This window comes from Clostridium thermosuccinogenes, from assembly GCF_002896855.1.
In the GTDB taxonomy this organism is placed as follows: Bacteria; Bacillota; Clostridia; order Acetivibrionales; family DSM-5807; genus Pseudoclostridium; species Pseudoclostridium thermosuccinogenes.
This window is the reverse complement of sequence record NZ_CP021850.1, coordinates 2,429,648-2,450,470: the sequence shown is the minus strand read 5'-3', so window position 1 is coordinate 2,450,470 and position 20,823 is coordinate 2,429,648. Positions and strand designations below refer to the sequence as shown.

Here is a 20,823-nt window from a genome sequence, read left to right as displayed (position 1 = left end):
GTAACATGAAACTGTTATTTGAGCTGCCGGACGCGGAAAAAAGAATAGTTTCCGAACGGCTTGGGAATGAACAAATTTTATATTGCACTCCTGCCGACCTGAATGAGAAGGGAAAGAAGTCCGACGGATGGGTGGTCGTTACCCGCATAAAAATACTCTTTCTGGAGGAAGGCAGAATTAAAAAGGAATTTGACATAACCGAAGGCAGGGGATATGCATCAGTCAGCATGGTGGGCAATGGAATTCTCGAGGCGGTTTTTAACGGTGAGCCTCAGATCATAGCCCGATATACGATGAGGCATGTTCCAAGGTACGCATATATTGCAAGAGCTTTAAATGTCCTGTCTGAGGGCAGAGAGCCGCACATAGTGAGCGGTGAGGACGAAAATGTCTGTCCTAAATGTGGAAGACGCTTACCTAGGGGTTCAAAGGTATGTCCCAAATGCATGGACAGGATGTCGGCCTTGAAGAAGTTAGGGCAGGTGGTGAAACCCTATTGGAGCCTCATAGGGATTGCCCTTTTGCTTTTCTGGCTGGTAACTGCCCTGTCCCTTATTACACCTTATCTTTACAGGGTTTTCATTGATGACGTATTGATGGCAGAGCGCCGTGATATAAAGCTGATTCTTTTCTTTGTAGGCTCCATAGCTCTGGTGCAATCATTGAATACTTTGGTTACAGTACTGAGGGGCAGGGTGATGATCAAGGTCGGAAGCAATATTGCAGCAGAGCTGCGCTCCATGGTATACACAAAAATTCAGGAGCTGTCCCTGAGCTATATACAGAAACGAAAAACCGGTGACCTGATGAACCGTATAAACAGCGACACCAACCGTATAAAAGAATTCATACAGCACCAGACCACCACAGGCATAAACCAGATTATAACCCTGATTGGGATATGCATCGTATTGTTTGTGACCAACTGGAAGCTTGCCCTGTTGGTTATATTGCCTACTCCTTTCGTCACCGTTTCCATCCGTCTGATATGGAAAAAGATACATGCGATGTACCATAGATGCTGGAAAACATGGGACAAGGCCAACTCTTTGCTGCAGGACATTTTGAGCGGCATCCGGGTTGTGAAATCCTTCGGACAGGAGGAAAAGGAGATTCTGCGCTTCAAAAAAGCCAGCCGCAAATATGCTGATGTGTCAGGAAACGCAGAAAAGGTTTTTAATACTGTTTTCCCGATTTACGGCTTCTTTATGGGCATAGGGCAGTTCTTTGTGCTTTATTACGGAAGCCAACTGGTTTTAGGGGAAAAGATGAAGCTGGGCCAATTGGTGCAATTTACCCAGTATGTATCAATGCTGTATGGTCCCTTAAGCTTTATGAGCTTTCTACCCAGAATGTTTGCCGACGCTATGAATGCGATAGGAAGGGTGTTTGAAATAATTGATGAAGAGCCTGAGATTGCCGATACCGGGCATGTAGTCCATCATAGGATAAAAGGCAGGGTGGAATTCAGGAACGTGACCTTTGGCTATCAGTCCCATGAGCCTGTATTGGAAAATATCAACCTGGAAGTAAGCCCAGGTGAAATGATAGGCCTTGTAGGGCACTCCGGAGCAGGAAAGTCCACTCTTATCAACCTTATTATGAGACTGTATGATGTGGACGACGGACAGATATTGATTGACGGCATTGACATAAGGGACATACCCCTTCAGGACCTTAGATCCCAGATCGGTGTAGTTCTTCAGGAAACCTTCCTTTTTTCAGGCACCATCCTGGATAACATAAGGTACTCCAAGCCTGATGCTACAATGGATGAGATAATAATGGCGGCGAAGATTGCCAATGCCCATGATTTCATAGTCAAGTTCCCCGACGGATATGATACGAAAGTTGGTGAAAACGGTTATAATCTTTCGGGAGGTGAGCGCCAGAGAATTGCCATAGCCAGAGCAATCCTCCATAATCCCAGGATATTGATCCTCGATGAGGCTACTGCTTCTCTGGACACAGAATCGGAGCAGCTTATACAGGAAGCTCTGGCAAGGCTGGTCAAGGATCGTACTACCTTCGCCATAGCTCACAGGCTTTCAACATTGAAAAATGCAAACCGTCTGATGGTAATCGACAAGGGTAAAAAGGCTGAGTTGGGAACCCATGACGAACTTCTGAAAAAGAAAGGAATATATTATGGCCTTGTGATGGCCCAGCGGCAGATGTTCAAGGTCAGAGGGGCAAAAGCAGGAAGCTGATGTGCCGGATAAGAAACGAAATTGTTAAATGTGCGCTTTATTTGCTATAATAAAAATAATAAAGCAGATGAGCAAAATAACAAATGCATTTGTCACTTTTATGCCGAACGGAGCTGGGTATGAGAACGAGAGAAATCATTGATGTGGCTATGAAAGCAGGCGAAATACTGATATTAAGCGGAGCTGAAGTGTACAGGGTGGAGGACACCCTGGCAAGAATTTTCAGGAGTTATGATGTTGAAGCCGAATGCTTTGTCCTTTTGTCGGGTATTTTCATCACCGCAAAGGGCGAGGATGATGAAGTGATTTCGGTTGTAAAAAGGATAAAAGGCCATATCAACGACCTGCAGAAGATAGAAAAGGTCAATTCCTTTTCCCGAAGCCTGATGGTGAAAGCGGTAAGTTATGAGGAAGCCATGGAAATTCTGAATGCCATAGAAAGCACACCAAGATACAGATTCTCCACAAGGCTTGCGGCATCAGGGGTTGCTGCGTTCGTATATTCGCTGCTTTTTAAGTCCTCCGTAAAGGAAGCGGTTGCCGCCTTGTTCATAAGTCTGATGGTTTTTACTGTCAAGGAGAATATCTCCAGGGTTGGTTTCTTTCAATTTTTTGAGTATTTCGTATCGGGAATGATATCGGGAGCCATGAGCATTTTTGCGGTTAAACTCTTTCCTGAAATGAATTTATATAAAATAATCATAGGTTCGATAATGATACTGGTGCCTGGTGTGGCAATGACCAACGGTATAAAAGATGCATTGTACGGAGACACGGTTTCCAGCATATACCGCCTGGCAGAAGCAGTATTTATTGCCGTGGCGGTAGCTTCCGGTGTTGGTATAATGCTGTCAATAGGAATCAGGTGGGTGTGACGTAGATGAAGGAGATTTTACTGGCTTTTTTTGGCAGCTTAAGCCTTGCCATAACCTTCAATGTCGGAAGGAATAGGTTTGTATGGGCAGGCCTGTCCGGTGCCGTGGGATGGATTGCCTACTCGTGGTTGTATGAAATTACCGGACAAGTCATAGTTTCAACCTTTGTAGGTGCAGTCTGTGTCGGCCTGTACAGCGAGATTGCGGCCAGATGCCTTAAATGCCCGGCCACCGTTTTTTCCATATCAGGTATCTTTCCATTGGTGCCGGGTATAGGAGCATATCAGACTGTGGAATACATAGTGGGGAACGAGCTTGCCCAGTCGGCAAGCAAGGGTATAGAAACTCTGGCCAGTGCTGGTTGCATCGCTCTGGGAATCATGCTCATGTCAGCCGTGTTCCGTGTGATGAAAAATGTGAAAAAGGGCCGAAAGGCCACATAAGCATTGCAGAGGTACATAATATAAACAAGAAATCCGATGGTTCGCCGCTTATTTCCGGCTGCTGCTTTTGGCAGTCCAATGAGAGGTTTTTTACATGGCTGGTTAGAACATTAAATTATCTATAGATATTCGCACGAAATTGATTGCTGCAATATTATAGTTTCAATAAAAAGCGAAAAGAACACCCCAAGGCTTTTATGCAGCACCGAAAAACGTCTATAATAAACAAGTCTATAATAAGCAATTGGTAAGAATAGACAAAAAGGTGATTTTTGTAATTTTATTCTCATATTACCCGATATAATATATAGAGTTGTATTTTCAATAGTCTGAATAGGGGGATAGCAATGAGAGCAATTTTAAAAGCATTGTCTGTTGTGCTGGTTATTTCAATGATAACAGCGTTTTTTACCGGATGCACGGCAGAGGAAAAAAGCCTGCTTGACGCTTTGGTCAAGTCATCAGAAATAACTTCCATGGAGAACAGCACCAATCTTAAAATCCATTTTAACGTAAAGGGCCTTTCTGAAGAGGAATCAGTCATCATAAGCCAGATTGCTGATATCCTTAATAATATGGAGATAAAAGTGGAAGGCAAAACTATACAGAATAAAGAAAAAACTGCCTTAAAGCAAGATATGGATCTCAGCCTGAGCCTTCTTGGAGTGACTATGAATATGGGCATCTGGCAGGATATTGATTTTTCGGGAGAAAAACCTGTTATGACTCAGGTTATGGAGATTCCTGCTTTCTTTAGAATGTATCTTCCGGAAGAGTTCTATGATAAGCAGTATCTGGTGATGGGTCAGGAAGATTTGGCGGAATCTGAGAGCAATACCCAGCTGAACTATAAAAAGATCATAGAATTGTCGACCACATTGCAAAACACGATGCTCGATTTTGTAAAGGACAATATAGATGAATTCGATCCGGGCTTTGTTGCCGTTACCCGTAAGGAAAACAAGATTGTAGATGGCGAAACCCTTGCGGTGTATGAATTAAAGCTGAACGACGGAGCATTTAAGGACTTGTTGAAATACTTCATAAATAATACTCTTAAGAGTAAAAGTACACTGGAGCTTTTCAAAGAAGTGGCCGCATCTTTTACCGGACTGGCCGATGTTGCCGGGGATGGTTCTGAAGAAGCAACGACCGAAGATAAAGAGCTGCTGGAGGAAGATCTGAGCAAAAACATTCAGGAGTTTATCGACAAGGCCAATATCGCTCTCAGTGCCTTTGAAGATGTGAAATTTATTGGGGAAAAAGGCATAACAATAACTTATGCAGTTAACTCGGAAGGATACATAGTGGAGGAAAACGGGTACATCGACCTTGTCATCGATACAGGTGCAATAGAAGATGCCTCCAACCGTATGAAGGCAAAAGAAGCAGGGAAAAAAATCTATGTGAATAAGCCCAGCAAATCTTACGGTACATATGAAATTGGTCTGGAATTCAGCAGTGCGATATCCGATATCAACAAGGTTGAAGATTTTGAACTTCCCCAGGTGGACAGCAGCAATTCCATCAGCTTCAATGACCTTATGGGATTCCCGAATTACAATCTGGATGATTATGAGGATTACGAATATGTGGAGGAGGATTTCCCCTTCAGTGTATTGGTGGATTATGAATACCTAGATTTCACGGCAGATCCATATTTTGAAGGTGATACACTGATGGTGGAAGCCCGTACTGTGTTTGAAGCTCTCGGTGCAGATGTCCAATGGAATGGCAAGGATAAAACCGTAGTGATAACAAAGGATGATATCAGTGTAGTTCTGAAGCAGAACAGTAGAACTGCCTTGTTAAATGGCAGTGAGGTTACTCTTGACGCTCCTGTAACGGTTGTTGAAGGAAAGACGATGGTTCCGGCGGAATTTGTAGCCGAAGCTATGAAAGTGAAAATGGAACTGTATTTGGAAGAAGAAATACTGTTTTACACAACTATAGAAGAATAGCTCCCGCTCGTAATAACGATAATATTAGAACTAGAACATTATAAAAGAAAAAGCTTCTGTAATATTATGGAAGCTTTTTCGCGTGTTAAGGCTTGCAATATTTTCATTTCTGCCTATATAATTGTAATGTGCCAGGCGCGTGGCATGGATTGGGCATTGTAATAAGCATGCAATGCGTGCCTGGGAATCCTTCAAATGAAAATACATATTCTTGACACGAACATAAGTTTGGTATAATGTATATAGGTACAAATTTTAAAGGTGGAGGGGCAAATGGCTAAAAACGTCAAAAATACCGGATATGGAAATGACAGCATATCATCTTTGAAGGGCGCCGACAGGGTTAGGCTCCGTCCAGCCGTTATATTTGGATCGGACGGTATAGAAGGCTGCCAGCATTCAGTATTTGAGATTTTGTCAAACTCCATAGATGAAGCAAGGGAAGGCTATGGAAATGTCATCGAGGTGGTTAGGTACAAGGATAAATCCATATCGGTCAGGGATGAGGGAAGAGGCATACCCCTGGACTTCAACCCTAAAGAGCAGAGATATAACTGGGAACTGGTATTCTGCGAGCTTTATGCAGGGGGGAAGTACAAAAACAATTCAGGAGAAAACTATGAATTCAGCCTTGGGCTGAATGGACTGGGAAGCTGTGCCACCCAATACAGCTCGGAGTATATGGATGTTACGGTATACCGGGATGGATACCGGTACGACTTGCATTTTGAAAAGGGTGAAAACATAGGAGGCCTTAAAAAGGTAAAATGTGATTATGAGACCACCGGTACTTTCATAAAATGGAGGCCGGACCTGGAAGTATTTACTGATATAGACATACCTCTGGAGTATTTCCAGAACACATTGAAAAAACAGGCGGTAGTAAATGCAGGCATCATATTCAAGCTCCATGACGAGGAAACCGGAACGGACTATGAGTATTGCTATCAAAACGGCATAGTTGATTATATTAAGGAAATAAATCAGGATAAGGGTTTTACCGAGATTCAGTTTTATGAATCCTCCGCAAGAGGAAGGGACAGGGAGGATAAACCGGAATACAAGGTTAAAATGCAGATAGCTTTCTGCTTTAATAACGAAATAAATTTGCTGGAATATTATCATAATTCCAGCTTCCTGGAGTACGGAGGAGCTCCGGACAAGGCTGTTAAAAACGCTTTTGTAACCGAAATTGACAAGTGCCTGAAAGCCAGGGGCAAATATAACAAGGACGAAGCAAAAATAACCTTTGCTGACATTCAGGACAGCCTTATCCTGGTGACCAACTCCTTTTCCACCATAACCAGCTATGAGAACCAGACTAAGAAGTCCATCACCAACAAGTTTATACAGGAGGCGATGACGGACTTTTTAAAACAACAGTTGGAAGTATATTTTATTGAAAATAAGGTGGAAAGTGAAAAGATACTGGAGCAGGTGCTGGTAAACAAGAGAAGCAGGGAAACCGCGGAAAAGACCAGGGTGAACATAAAGAAAAAGCTGAGCGGCAGCCTGGATATTTCAAACCGCGTTAAGAAGTTTGTGGACTGCCGTACCAAGGATGTGAGCAGAAGGGAAATATATATAGTGGAAGGTGATTCGGCTTTAGGCTCATGTAAGCTGGGCAGGGATGCAGAATTTCAGGCCATTATCCCGGTGAGGGGAAAAATCCTCAACTGTCTGAAAGCCGAGTACGACAGCATTTTTAAAAATGAAATAATAGTAGATCTCCTCAGGGTGCTTGGATGCGGTGTGGAGATAAAGACAAAGCATAATAAAGAATTTAACACTTTTGACATCAACAACCTGAGATGGGACAAGGTGATAATCTGCACCGATGCTGATGTGGACGGATTTCAGATAAGAACGCTGATCCTGGCAATGCTTTACCGGCTGGTGCCTACGCTTATAAAAGCCGGCAAGGTATATATAGCCGAGTCGCCCCTTTTTGAGATAACCACCAAAAATAAAACCTATTTTGCCTATTCTGAAAAGGAAAAAAACCAGATACTTTCCAAGATAAGCGGCAAATATACCATACAGAGGTCAAAAGGTTTGGGTGAAAATGACCCGGATATGATGTGGGAGACCACTATGAATCCTGAGACCAGAAGGCTTATAAAGGTTATGCCTGATGATGTCGTCAGGACGGAGCAGGTTTTTGACCTTTTGTTGGGGGACAATCTTCAGGGACGAAAAGAATTCATTGAAGAAAACGGATACAGATATATGGATATGATTGATGTGAGTTAGGGAGGTTAAACTTTGAAAAACCATATTGAGCAAAAGATAATTGAAACATTGGAAAAAAACTACATGCCCTATGCGATGAGCGTCATCGTTTCCAGAGCCATACCCGAGATTGATGGGTTTAAGCCTTCTCACAGGAAGCTTCTGTATACTATGTATAAAATGGGACTTCTTACCGGCGGCAGGACAAAATCCGCCAATATCGTAGGCCAGACGATGAAACTAAATCCCCACGGTGACGGGCCGATATATGAGACCATGGTGAGGCTTACCAAAAGCAACGGAGCGCTGCTGCACCCCTATATTGATTCCAAAGGAAATTTTGGGAAACAGTATTCCAAGGATATGAAGTATGCGGCTCCCCGTTATACGGAAGCAAAGCTGGACAAGATATGTGAAGAGCTGTTCCGGGATTTGGACAAAAATACTGTGGAATTTGTAGACAACTATGATGGCACAATGAAGGAGCCTACATTGCTGCCGACCACATTTCCCAATATACTGGTAAACCCCAATCAGGGGATTGCGGTGGGCATGGCCAGCAATATATGCAGCTTCAACCTTAAGGAAGTATGCGAAGCGACTATAGAGTATATACAGGATGAAGATGCCGATATCGGTAAATACCTAAAAGCTCCGGATTTTTCCACCGGCGGCCAGCTGATATACAATGAAAAGGAAATGGCTGAAATATACAAGACCGGAAAAGGCAGTTTCAAGTTGAGGGCCAGCTACAAATATGACAGGGAAAACAGCTGCATAGAAATATACGAAATTCCCTATACCACAACCACCGAAGCGATAATAGACGCGATAATCGACCTGGTAAAAGGTGGAAAAATAAAGGATATAACCGATGTAAGGGATGAGACGGACCTGGAAGGTCTGAAAATAACAATTGATATCAGAAAAAATGCCGATCCGGATGCTTTGATGAACAAGCTTTACAAGCTGACCCCGCTTCAGGATTCCTTCAGCTGCAACTTTAACATACTGATTAACGGCAGACCGAAGGTGATGGGTGTAAAAGCCATCCTCAGAGAGTGGACGGATTTCAGGATAAACTGCATAAAAAGGCAGCTGCTTTTCGATATAGACAGAAAATCGGAAAAGCTCCATTTGCTGTATGGTCTTAGAAAGATACTCCTGGATATAGACAAGGCAATCAGGATAATAAGGGAGACGGAACTGGAGTCAGAGGTTGTTCCCAATCTTATGAAGGGGTTTGGGATCGATCAGGTTCAGGCGGAATATATAGCTGAAATTAAGCTGAGAAATCTTAACCGGGAGTATATATTAAATCGGGTAGATGAGGTTGGCAGCCTGGAAAAAGGGATTAATGAGCTGAAAGAAACCTATTCCGATGAAGGAAAGATAAAAAAGATAATAATAAAGCAGTTGAAAGAAGTAGCAAAGAAGTATGAACAGCCCAGACGCACTCAGATTGTATATGATGATGAAATAGAGGAAATCACACCGGATCTCCTGATAGAGGATTATAACCTGAAGCTGTTCCTTACTGAGCAGAATTACCTCAAAAAGATTGCTCTGACGTCTCTGAGAGCCAATCCGGAGCATAAATTAAAGGACGACGACAGAATCATCCAGGAGGTAGAAACTCACAACAAGGCTGATTTGCTGCTGTTTTCCAGCAAGCAAACAGTATACAAGCTGAAAATTTATGAAATAAATGACTGCAAAGCCAGCAGCCTTGGGGAGTATTTGCCGAATTTGCTGGAAATGGACGAGGATGAGAAGATACTTTATATGGTGGCAACGGATGACTATAAGGGTTATTTGCTGTTCTCCTTTGAAAACGGGAAAGTAGCAAAGATAGATCTTGCCAGCTATGCGACCAAGACTAACAGGAAGAAGCTGGCCAATGCCTATTCCGATCTGTCACCCCTGGTGAATATAATGCATATAATTGAGGACATGGATTTGGTGGCTTTCAGCAGCATCAACAAAGCGTTGGTATTTAACACCTCCGCTATCAATTCCAAAACTACAAGGAATTCTCAGGGAGTTCAAGTGTTGAAGTCCAAGAAGGGAAGCATAATGACTGCTGTGAAGCCTTTAAGCCAAGTTAACTTCAAGGACCCGGATTATTACAGGACGCAGAATATTCCGGCAGTAGGCTGCTATATAAAGAGTGAAGATGAGGAAGATAAGCAGTTGAAACTGGACATCGATATTTAATAATTTTAATGTCTAACGTTTAATTTTTGATATTTACAAATTTAATTTTTAATATTTACTATATAATATTTATTTAGTGTTTAATGCTTGATGTTTGATATTATTAGATATTAGGTAGTTTGATATTATATAGTCAACGTGGGTATTCTGAGTGGGTTGATTAAAATCAAAAGTTGTCCATTGTGGTAGACTAATATTGTCTACCGCAATGGACATGTTCTTTAATGATAAAGGTTTTGCATGCATCGGAGCATCAATTGGTTACGGTAAATTTCAATGTACATGGATACTCCGCTGTGCAGCCTTTATGGCATGCAAAAATAATTTAGTCAAAACTGTTTACTTTTTACAAACAGTGTGATAATATATAGGTGTCAATGAAAACGTTTTTGTAAATCAACTGGAGTGATTTTATGGCTGTAACCATTAAAGATGTGGCTAAACATGCTGGAGTCACCATCGGTACAGTATCCAGAGCAATTAATGGTTATAAAGACATCAGCCCTGAGACGAAAGAGAGGATTTTCCAGTCGATTAAAGAGCTTGGTTATACTCCTAATGTAATTGCTCGTGGACTTTCTTCCAAAACAGCCTCCAACATTGGTTTCATTGTATCCGGGCTTTTGGACAGTAATGACAATGATAACTTATGGTATTTAATGCTCAAGGGTGTTTACCGCTTTGCCTCCGAAAATGACTTGGAGGTTTCGGTTTATGCGACTGATTCCAAAAGACAGCAGAAAAAATCTTACGCACGGTTCTGCAGAGAGAGAAACATTGCCGGAGCTATTCTAAGCGGAATTACCACAACCGATGCATATTTCAAAGAACTGGTGGACTCCGATATCCCATGTGTTGTGATTGATGTTCCAATTGCAGTCAATAAAGTAGGCTGTGTTTCAATTGATAATATTAAAGCTTCCAGGGAAATGACCGAATATTTGATTGAGCAGAATCATAGAAAGTTTCTGGTCATAGCAGGCAAAAAAAACGCAGCAGTCACCTTGGAGAGGTTGGCTGGAATTAAGGAAGGTATGTGCGGTAAAGGACTCGACTTACCCGATAGCAATATTATTTACTGTGATTTCAGTGAGGAAAAGGCATATAATAGTGCTAAGGAGTATATTCTTAAAAATGGAAAGAACGGCGCTACGGCATTTATCTGCATGAGTGATATCATGGCCATCGGAGTGATTAACGCAATAAAAGACACCGGATATGCTGTGCCGGATGATTTCTCCGTAACCGGTTTCGATGACATTCCTCTTGCTGAATATATCCGGCCTGCATTAACTACCGTACGGCAGGATATGTCACAAAACGGATATCATGGAGCAGCGCTATTGAAAAAGATTATAGAGGACCCCAGAGAGGTTAAGCATGTGTATATCCCACACGAAATAGTCATCCGAGCGAGCGTAAAAAAGCTTTAAAAATTTTTGCCTTTTACAAAAACGTTTTTGTGCCATAAATTTACTTTTCTACACTAATGATGTGGTGACGGTTCCGTCCAACAACGGCGACTGTCAAATGTAAAATTATAAATAATTGTCGGAGAAAAGGTGATCGGAATGAAATCTTCAAAAACAGCTGCAAGCCTGCAAAGCGGTAAACAGAAGCATGCTTTCTTAAAAGAAATGAAGCGGAATTGGCCTTACTATTTGATGATTTTGCCGGCAGCTTCAATACTTTTCATTTTTGCATATTTGCCCTATCCTGGATTAATCGTGGCCTTTCAGGACTTTAATTTTGTTGATAAATTTAAAAGTCCTTTTGTAGGATTAAATAACTTTAAGTTTTACTTTACAAGCACCTATGCTTTACGAACAACCTTCAACACTCTTTTTATCAATATCAATTATTTGTTCTGGACAACACTGTTTAGTGTATCTTTTGCGATAATGTTAAATGAAGTTAGAACCAAGCTTCTGAAAAAAATCTATCAAAACGCGATGTTTCTGCCATACTTCTTTTCAGCAGTCATCATAGGAAAGCTTGTGACCGATATAGTGTTTTCGGACCAATATGGAATTGCAAACCAGGTAATCAAGTTGTTCGGCGGTCAACCGGTTATCTGGTCCCAGACAGCGGAGCCGTGGGGCTGGATTATTATAGGGACTCATATCTGGCAAGTGGCAGGCTATAATTCTATCATTTATCTTGCTGGAATTACCGGAATAGACGAACAATTGTTTGAAGCAGCAGCTCTTGACGGTGCAACACGCTGGAAGCAGATAAAAACAATTCTTTTACCTTTGCTCCTGCCTACGATTATAACGATGATGCTGCTTAGCATAGGGGGTATGCTGCGGGGTGACTTCGGAACAATTTACTCAATAGTTGGCGACAACGGATTGCTGTTCAAGCATACCGACGTAATTGATACCTATGTATTCCGGGCTATCAAACAGGCAGCAGATTTCGGACCGACTGCGGCTGTGGGTTTGTACCAATCTGTTGTAGGTTTTATACTGGTGTTCGGTTCCAACTATCTGGTAAAAAAGTACAACGAGGATTATGCTCTGTTTTAGCACCACGACGAATCAGCAAGGAGGGGGTTAATAATGCAAAAACGATCTTTTGGCGAAAGAGCTGCACACTTTTTAATACATTTGATACTCGCTATATATGCTTTTATATGTACATATCCCTTTGTTTTGACATTCATGGTTTCACTGAGCAGTGAAAAAAGTGTTATAGACAACGGATATCAACTGATTCCTGAGGAATTTTCACTGCTGGCGTATAAAACCATTTTTGAGGACAGCTCTATCTATTATGCCTATGGTGTTTCCATATTTGTTACAACAGTGGGAACATTGCTGTCGCTGCTAATTTGCGGAATGGCCGGATATGCCATGTCTTTGAATCGTGTGAGATACAGAAATGCTATTTCAATGTATTTTTATATCCCAATGGTTTTTAACGCCGGTTTGCTGCCATGGTACATGGTGTGCACCCAGCTGTTGCATTTGCAGAATACCATCATGGCTTTAATCCTTCCTATGCTGGTGTCTTCGTTCAATATATTTTTGATGAGGAATTACTTTAAGACAATACCGGCTTCGCTTATCGAATCGGCTGATATAGATGGATGCGGTGTCATGAGGACCTTTTTTCAGGTTGTCTTACCGTTGTCAAAGCCGATTATCGCCACTGTCGCGCTTTTTGTCGGATTGGCATACTGGAACGACTGGTCGCTGGCACTTTGGTTTATCGATGAGCGCAATTTATTCCCGCTCCAATACATGCTTTTCCGAATTGAGTCCATGATGGAGTTCATACGGAAAAACGGTTATATTGGCGGATTTGAGTTTCCTGCACAAACATATCAGATCGCAACATTATTTGTAACAATCGGCCCCATCATATTGCTTTATCCGCTTATACAACGCTACTTTGTAAAGGGTATTATGATCGGAGCCGTAAAGGGATAATCTGCTTTTTGGCTTTAACCTAATGAAAATTGGGTTAATGTTATAAAAACCTTTTAATCTCTGCAGAGAAAAAGTTTTTATACTTACAACAGCGGTATAAAAACTTACCAAATCATGCTGTTGAAAGAAAGGAGATAATGAAAATGAAAAGGTTTAAAGTCGTTGTGTCATTTCTGCTCATCATGGCGATGACATTGACAATGCTTGCAGGATGCGGCAAGAAGTCAAACGAATCTGACAAATCAACAGATGCAGCAGTAAGTACGGATGCAAAAGCAGATACAAAAGCAGACGCTGCAGCAAGCACAAAGAAAGATGCAGATAAAGGTGAGAAAGCACCTGTGAACCTTACCGCCGTATTTCCAGGACAGGAATCCAAAGCAGCGGAAAGCGTGCTGAAAGCAATCAATGAAAAACTGAAAGCCGATGGTCTTAATGTCAATGTAAGCATCAAGTATATCGACGACTATTGGAACAAGCTGGCGCTTGACATCGCAGGCGGAGCTGAATATGACATTGCCTGGGCGCATAGCAGTACTCTTTCTGACTTGGTTTCCAAAAAGGTTTACCAGCCAATTGACGATGCTTTAAAGGCTTACGGTGCGGATCTGCTGGCGAATACCCCTGAGCACGTGCTAAAGGGTGGTTCCGTAGGCGGCAAGCAGTATGCTTTACCGAGATCGATACCAATGACAGCATTTAATAACGTATTCAATATACGTGGAGATCTGCGTGAGAAATATGGTATTCCTGAAATCAAAACAATAGAAGATTTGGAAGCTTATTTTGCAGCCATTAAGGAAAACGAACCTGACATGTATCCTATTATGGATACAAACTGGCAGCCTCTCTTTCCGGTTTACGCCGACTACTTCTTCCCTATAGGTGACGGAGGTATTAATCCGATTTATATTGATCCCACCGATGAGACATACACAGTGAAATCTTTCTGGGATTCAGAGGCCTTTACCCAGATTACTACAAAGCGTAAAGAATGGAAAGAAAAAGGCTGGCTGAATTCCGACACTTCTAAAGTTGAAAATGGGGATGTTGGTTTTGATTACGGCAAGGTTGCTTGCGTAGCGGCCAACATAATGAGAGCTTCCGAGAGAATTGACACCATAACGGCTAATGTTCCCGGAGCGGTTGTTGAAACTGTATTGCTGGAACCTAAGACCCGACATATTTACCTGGCAGGAGACAACATGCTGGCTGTTCCGAGCACAAGCAAGCATGTAAATGAAGCGGTTGCTTTGATAAACTGGATTAAGAAAAGCCAGGAAAACTATGATCTTTGGTCGTATGGTGTTGAAGGGGAGAACTATAAGCTGGTTGACGGTGCAGTTGACATAAGTGATATTCCTAAAGAAAAAGTATACACCACAAATGTCTGGATGTGGAATGATATAAATCTTGCTCGTTTTTCTTCCAAATATCCCAAGGAAGATATCGAAAAGCTGAAAACCTGGGACAGCAAATCGGTAGTTACTCCTTTCGTGGGCTTTACATTGGACCAGAGCAAGATTAAAGCACAGGTCAGCCAGGTAACCGCGGTAATGAATGAATATTCATTGAATCTGGCTATAGGAGTTACGGATATCAACGAAGTGAGAGATGAAATAATGAAGAAGATGAATGCGGCTGGTTTGCAGGATATCATTGAGGAAACTCAAAAGCAGATCAATGCTTATATAGCAGCCAAATAATTAATTACCTATGATATTGGCAGGATGCGTCTGTCAGATGCATCCTGTCTTTTTGAAAGCCTTTAAGATGTAAAACCTTTTATTACTGCTGACTCAGCAAATATGCCTTGCACCATCGGAAGAAGCAATGAGTCAAATTGATATGATCAATTGTATTAGAAAAACACGAAAATAAGCATGCAAATGAGGAGATAGCATAAATGAAATCACTTGTTAAAAGGGAAAACTTGTCTGAAAAAAAAGGCAGCAATAAAAGCGGAGTAACCGGAAGTCTTTATGTAACAGCAGGCGAGAAATGCAAAGCAATCGGCTGGCAGGATGGATTATTCCGGGATTTTGGTCATCATCTGGAGGACGAGATGGGTGGCATATGGGTCCATCCTATAAAAATAGCCGATGCATTCTGGCTGAGCATTGACGGACAATTTTACAAAGCCGATGAATATGAAACACTTCCTTACGGCAATATATTCAGATATAACTTGCCTTGTGGAGTAAATATAAAAAGGTTTCAATTTTCCCCTGATGAGGTTAAAGGGCTGGCTATAAAATACATATTTGAAAATGCAACAAAGGAGAAAAAAAGGCTGGAATTGAAATTCATCACGCGATTTGATCTTTTGCCCGTCTGGTTTTCAAAAGAAAATGGAATTCTGGATTTTGAAGACAGTGCTTGTTTTGATGAGGCAAACCAGGTTATAGTTGCCAAGGACCAGGGACATGACTGGTACGGACTGATGGGCTGCAATTTCAATATAGATGCAGGCTGTGTGACCATTACCAAGGAGCATATAGGACACTGTGAAACAGTAGGAAAGGGCGTTTGTGCAAGTATTACCAAAACGATAGAGCTGGCTCCCCACGGGGAGCAGACCATCACGTTCTATCTTGTCGGCTCTTATATTGACAAAAACGATGCATTGGAGGATTTCCACAGGCTTAAAAAAGACGAAAAAGCTTTGCTGGAGAATAAAATCCGACGTTACCAGGCAATCAAAAGCCGTACGGATCTAAAAACCGATGAAGAGGATTTCGATCAGGTTTTTGAGTGGATTAAGTATAACACCGACTGGTTGGTGGCGGATTGCGGTAAATACGGGCGCGGCCTTACTGCCGGGATACCTGAATACCCTTGGTGGTTTGGCTGTGACAACTCATATTCAATACAGGGATTGCTCGCATTGGGAGAATTCGAACTGGCAAAGCAGACAATCATGCTGCTTAAGAACTACAGCGAGAAAATAAACGGAAACGGCAGGATTGTACACGAGATTACCACCAACGGCATGATTCCAAACCCCGGAAACAGCCAGGAAACCGGTCATTTTATCACCGCTGTCTATAATTATTGGAGATGGACCGGAGATGTGGATTTGGTTAAAGATGTATATGACTATTGTGTAAAGGGCATTGACTGGCTTTTGAATGAGATGGATGAAGACAGGGATTTGCTGCCGTCCGGTTATGGAATAATCGAGATTGAGGGAATGAATGTCGAGTTGATTGATACTGCCGTGTACACATGCCAGGCGCTTTTCTGTATTTATGAGATGTCAAAAGCTCTTGGAAAGGAAAACAAATATTATTTGGAAACTGCACATAAACTCAAAAAGATAATCAATACCCGACTCTGGGACGAAAAGGAAGGACTGTTTGTTGATGCTGTCGGGACTCCCAGGCAGATTATAGAGAGAATTGACATACTGCTGAAAAGATCAAAAGAGTCTCATAATATCACCATCACAGAGGAATATAAGGCATATCTGGACAATTTGAAGGAGCAGCTGAGCACCTTGCCTGCTGATGAGGAGCTTCCGTTCATTATAAACAAGAACTGGGTAATTAATATACCCATGGAAACAAGGATAGCAGACACGGACAAAGCGCTGATTGCGTTGAAAACAATGCGCAGCGAAGATTTTGTTGGCAAATACGGAGTTTATTTATCCGGTTTTATGCACAAGCATATTATGACAATATCAACAGGAGTGCAGGCTGTTGCAGAAGGCAGATACAAGTGTGTCAACCATTCTCTTGAACTGCTTAAAAGGATGTGCAGTACATTTTCAATGGTACTGCCTGGCTCAATAAGTGAGATGTCGCCTGATTACGGTTGCTTCACACAAGCATGGACGGTATATGCCATGATGGTACCGGTGGTGGAATGCTTTGCAGGAATTTGTCCTGCTGCTCACAATAACAAGCTGACTATTGAACCCTGCGTACCGGATGCATGGAGCAAAATGTCACTTACAAACATCAGGGTTGGCTCTGCCCGGATAGACTTTACCTTCAGCAGGCAAAAGGATAGAGAGATTTACTCTGTCACTTCCACAGGAACTCTTGATATTGATTTTATTCCCGCAGGAAGCTATAGGGAGATAAAGGTCAACGGGCTGGCTCATGAAGGTCATATACGTTTCGGAGCAGGGACAACCGTCATCGAATTGGTTAAATAAAAATAGTTTTAATTGGGTCAATGAACAGGGATTTTGTGCAATGGACATCGATAAGGATTGGCATCGGAGTATAAGTGGTTTCGGAAAGTCTTGCCACTTTATACTCCGAAGCTTAAAATCTTCTGTATTTTCTAATGATTGATTTAAGGTCATACAGCACATTATTGGTTTTTAAAATTATATCCGACGAACTAACCGATAAAAGTTTCTGAGATTTTCCTATGTGCAAATCCGTTATTATTTGGAAGATTGTTATATATTTATAGCATAGCTTTCCAAGCAAGCATCCAATTTTTAGAATACATATCCAATTCCATTATTTTCATATGTTTGCGCTTTTCAAATATCTCATCTTTTGCTTTAATACGTGTATGAGTGCATAAATATCTTAAATATGGCAACAACTAAAGAGAAGAAATTCCATGAGGTGTTGTCAGGTTGAAAAAGAATAATAAAGCTTCGGGAAGCAGAAAGACGGATAACAAGGAGCATTTGAATGAGTACAGTCTATCGTTATCTCTTGAGGATAATATAAAGCTGTTTCGCGATATCTTCCGGAATGATGACACTCTGGTGACAAGGTATCTGGATATACCTTGCTCCGGCAGCAAAGGCTGTTTTGTTTATATCGATGGGATGGTAGATACCCAAACCTTAAGCGAAAGCATAATAAAACCGATTTTGGATTATGATGCCGAAAGTCATAAAAAAAATGCTCCTGATGTGGAGCAACTGATGAATAAAGTGGTGGCATCTGTAAACGTAAAAAAGACAGATGTTGTGGATGAGATAATAAGTGCCATACTTTATGGGGATACAGCCTTTGTAATAGATGGCTCCGGCGATGTATTACTATTAGATACCAAAGGCTGGGAGAAAAGAGCCATTGAAGAGCCTACTTCTGAAAAGGTTTTGAGAGGGCCGAGGGAAGGTTTTACCGAATCCATCCTGGTAAATCTTACCATGATCCGGCGTAGGCTGCAAACGACTAAGCTGAAATTCCTTTTCAAACGACTGGGTCAGTACTCCAAAACAAAGGTGTGCATATGCTATATAGAAGGTATGGCGTCGGAAAAGATACTCACGGAGCTGGTCGAAAGGCTGGATAAGATTGATATTGACGGAGTTCTGGACTCAAACTACATACAGGAATTAATAAAGGATGAACCTCTGTCTCCCTTTAAAACCATTGGTAACACCGAACGTCCGGATGTTGTGGCAGCAAAGCTGTTAGAAGGCAGATTTGCCGTAATAGTCGATGGTTCACCTTCTGCGCTGACTCTGCCCTTTTTATTCATTGAATATTTTCAGGTAAATGAAGATTATTATCAAAATTACATATTTTCTTCGATTAACCGATTGCTCAGAATAATAGCGGCATACATTACCATTAGCACACCAGCGTTTTATGTCGGCCTTACCACATATCAGCAGGAAATGATACCGGAAGAGCTGCTGTTCAGTATTTCAGCCTCCAGGCGTGGTGTGCCGTTTCCTACAATAGTTGAAGCGGTGGTTATGATTTTAATATTTGAGTTGCTGAGGGAGGCAGGAACCAGGATGCCTGAATCCATCGGACAGACAGTCAACATCGTTGGTGCATTGGTTTTGGGACAGGCAGCAGTAGAGGCAAGGTTTGTCAGCTCGCCTATAATTATCGTGACAGCTCTTACGGGAATAACAGGCCTGATAACTCCAAAAATAAAAGGTCCTATTATTTCCCTAAGATTTATATTGCTATTCTTGTCGGCTGTTCTGGGGTTGTATGGTTACACGTTTGGAGTTATGGGCCTGTTCATTACCTTTTTAGTATGCGTTCCTTTGGGATACCCTATATGTTAAGGCTGGGATCTCTAAGACCGGAGGATGTAAAAGACACTGTGGTCAGAGCGCCATTATGGTTTATGTATTTCCGCCCGCAGCTTCTGAGCCCCCGGAATCCTTTGCGTAGATCGAAGGGTGGCAGGTGAAGGTTAGATATGAGGTTTATAAGGGGCATATCTTTCCTGTTGATAGTATTCGTATTAATGGTAATGAATGCGGGATGCTGGAATTATCGTGAGATAGATAAGCTTACCCTGGTAACCGGTGCTGCCATTGATAAGGATGATGGGACCGGAAAATATGTGGTCACGGTGGAAGTTCTGGATATCCAGCCGGGAGGGCAGGATGTTGAAACGACTACCAGAATTCTCTCCACCGAAGCGGATACCATATTTGATGCGATAAGGGACTTGGCGAAACAGACCAGTGAGCGTTTATACTGGAGCCATGCCAAGACAGTCATCATCAGCCGTTCAATTGCCGATGAGGGAATACTGCCCATTATTGATTTTATTTCCCGGGACCAGGAAACAAGGTTCAGCATGTTTATCTATATATCCGATAAGAAGATGGCAAAAGAAGTATTTCAAGCTAAAGATGTGCCTTCTGAAAATGTTTCATACTTCCTTGCAGAGCTGAAAACTATTAAAAATACGATTCCGGAATTTCCTACTGCCACAATAAAGAGTTTCATTGTGGATATCTACGAGGAGGGGATGGAACCGATAATCCCGGTAGTAAGCTCTATAGAAAACAATGGAGAGCACATACCTAACATCAAAGGGAGTGTCGTCTTTAAAGATGATAAAGCCATAGGTTACCTTAATGAAGAAGATACCAAAAATACACTTCTCATCAAAGATGAGATAAACGGAGGAGTTTTTGCTCAGACTATTCAAAGTGAAAAAGAGACAAAAAAATTGACTTTGGAGATATTCAAAAATAATGTAAAGATTATTCCCCGGTATGTTAACGGTGAGGTCATGATAGAAGTAAAGATTGACACAAACCTTAGCATCGGAGAAATGATGGGCGATATAAAAGTTTCAACAGAAAAGGAACATTTGGCTTTAAAAGAAAGCATAGAAAAGCAAATAGAAAGTCGATGTGAAAAGACCATAAAGAAAGTCCAAAAGGAATACGGAAGTGATATATTCGGATTCGGAAGAGCAATTAAAGCAAAAATGCCGAAAGTTTGGAAGCAAATTGGGTCTGAGTGGGATGAAAGATTTAAGGATTTGAAGGTTAGTGTGAAATCCAATGTGCAAATCAGAAACACCGCTCTTATGCGAGAACCTATAGAGAATATAAAAAGGTGATATCATGCTTGTTTTTGTCGTATTGTTATATGCTTTTATTGTGGTTTTTGAATTGCTGCCTATGATAAAAAAAGCCGTAGAAAGGACTTTTGGATTTATCTCATTGGGCTTGCAGCATCATTTGTTGTGGCAGTTTTAAT

12 protein-coding genes and 1 pseudogene are annotated in these 20,823 nt (G+C 41.7%); all 13 read left to right on the top strand.

Features of this window, described 5'->3' with window-relative positions; genetic code table 11:
• The first annotated feature begins 5 nt into the window (after positions 1–5).
• The 13 genes and pseudogenes from CDO33_RS10645 to CDO33_RS10585 all read left to right on the top strand — a co-directional run bounded on the left by CDO33_RS10645 (position 6) and on the right by CDO33_RS10585 (position 20,683).
• Complete coding sequence (locus tag CDO33_RS10645) at positions 6–2,210, top strand: ABC transporter transmembrane domain-containing protein (protein WP_103081598.1); 2,205 nt, start codon at positions 6–8, stop codon at positions 2,208–2,210.
• 119 nt (positions 2,211–2,329) lie between these two features.
• On the top strand, positions 2,330–3,085 hold the full coding sequence (locus CDO33_RS10640; protein WP_103081599.1) for a threonine/serine exporter family protein: 756 nt from the start codon (positions 2,330–2,332) through the stop codon (positions 3,083–3,085).
• Between the two features lie 5 nt (positions 3,086–3,090).
• Positions 3,091–3,528 (top strand): threonine/serine exporter family protein, encoded by a 438-nt coding sequence (locus CDO33_RS10635; protein ID WP_103081600.1) that lies wholly within the window; start codon positions 3,091–3,093, stop codon positions 3,526–3,528.
• A gap of 347 nt (positions 3,529–3,875) precedes the next feature.
• Entirely contained in the window at positions 3,876–5,489 is a 1,614-nt protein-coding gene (locus CDO33_RS10630) for a copper amine oxidase N-terminal domain-containing protein (protein WP_103081601.1), read from the top strand.
• Between the two features lie 273 nt (positions 5,490–5,762).
• The gene (locus CDO33_RS10625) at positions 5,763–7,742 is read left to right on the top strand and encodes a DNA gyrase/topoisomerase IV subunit B (RefSeq protein ID WP_103081602.1); all 1,980 of its coding nucleotides are present in this window, start codon (positions 5,763–5,765) and stop codon (positions 7,740–7,742) included.
• Between the two features lie 63 nt (positions 7,743–7,805).
• Positions 7,806–9,938, top strand: coding sequence for a DNA gyrase/topoisomerase IV subunit A (locus CDO33_RS10620; protein ID WP_103081621.1), 2,133 nt, complete (start codon positions 7,806–7,808; stop codon positions 9,936–9,938).
• 413 nt (positions 9,939–10,351) lie between these two features.
• Positions 10,352–11,371, top strand: coding sequence for a LacI family DNA-binding transcriptional regulator (locus tag CDO33_RS10615; RefSeq protein ID WP_103081603.1), 1,020 nt, complete (start codon positions 10,352–10,354; stop codon positions 11,369–11,371).
• 138 nt (positions 11,372–11,509) lie between these two features.
• Entirely contained in the window at positions 11,510–12,469 is a 960-nt protein-coding gene (locus CDO33_RS10610) for an ABC transporter permease (protein WP_103081604.1), read from the top strand.
• Between the two features lie 33 nt (positions 12,470–12,502).
• Positions 12,503–13,375 (top strand): carbohydrate ABC transporter permease, encoded by an 873-nt coding sequence (locus CDO33_RS10605; protein WP_103081605.1) that lies wholly within the window; start codon positions 12,503–12,505, stop codon positions 13,373–13,375.
• 143 nt (positions 13,376–13,518) lie between these two features.
• Positions 13,519–15,081: an ABC transporter substrate-binding protein gene (locus CDO33_RS10600; protein ID WP_161496512.1), complete on the top strand. Its 1,563-nt coding sequence runs from the start codon at positions 13,519–13,521 to the stop codon at positions 15,079–15,081.
• Positions 15,082–15,281: 200 nt separating this feature from the next.
• Positions 15,282–17,540, top strand: a complete 2,259-nt coding sequence (locus CDO33_RS10595; protein ID WP_103081607.1) for a glucosidase family protein — start codon at positions 15,282–15,284, stop codon at positions 17,538–17,540.
• A gap of 573 nt (positions 17,541–18,113) precedes the next feature.
• Positions 18,114–19,510: pseudogene (locus CDO33_RS10590) on the top strand (spore germination protein).
• 9 nt (positions 19,511–19,519) lie between these two features.
• Positions 19,520–20,683: a Ger(x)C family spore germination protein gene (locus CDO33_RS10585; RefSeq protein WP_103081608.1), complete on the top strand. Its 1,164-nt coding sequence runs from the start codon at positions 19,520–19,522 to the stop codon at positions 20,681–20,683.
• Positions 20,684–20,823 lie beyond the last annotated feature (140 nt).

Coding starts and splice junctions, on each gene's coding strand:
- CDO33_RS10610 (WP_103081604.1), top strand. CDS start 11,510: ATGAAATCTTCAAAAACAGCTGCAAGCCTGCAAAGCGGTAAACAGAAG.
- CDO33_RS10605 (WP_103081605.1), top strand. CDS start 12,503: ATGCAAAAACGATCTTTTGGCGAAAGAGCTGCACACTTTTTAATACAT.
- CDO33_RS10620 (WP_103081621.1), top strand. CDS start 7,806: ATGCCCTATGCGATGAGCGTCATCGTTTCCAGAGCCATACCCGAGATT.
- CDO33_RS10640 (WP_103081599.1), top strand. CDS start 2,330: ATGAGAACGAGAGAAATCATTGATGTGGCTATGAAAGCAGGCGAAATA.
- CDO33_RS10585 (WP_103081608.1), top strand. CDS start 19,520: ATGAGGTTTATAAGGGGCATATCTTTCCTGTTGATAGTATTCGTATTA.
- CDO33_RS10645 (WP_103081598.1), top strand. CDS start 6: ATGAAACTGTTATTTGAGCTGCCGGACGCGGAAAAAAGAATAGTTTCC.
- CDO33_RS10595 (WP_103081607.1), top strand. CDS start 15,282: ATGAAATCACTTGTTAAAAGGGAAAACTTGTCTGAAAAAAAAGGCAGC.
- CDO33_RS10635 (WP_103081600.1), top strand. CDS start 3,091: ATGAAGGAGATTTTACTGGCTTTTTTTGGCAGCTTAAGCCTTGCCATA.
- CDO33_RS10615 (WP_103081603.1), top strand. CDS start 10,352: ATGGCTGTAACCATTAAAGATGTGGCTAAACATGCTGGAGTCACCATC.
- CDO33_RS10600 (WP_161496512.1), top strand. CDS start 13,519: ATGAAAAGGTTTAAAGTCGTTGTGTCATTTCTGCTCATCATGGCGATG.
- CDO33_RS10625 (WP_103081602.1), top strand. CDS start 5,763: ATGGCTAAAAACGTCAAAAATACCGGATATGGAAATGACAGCATATCA.
- CDO33_RS10630 (WP_103081601.1), top strand. CDS start 3,876: ATGAGAGCAATTTTAAAAGCATTGTCTGTTGTGCTGGTTATTTCAATG.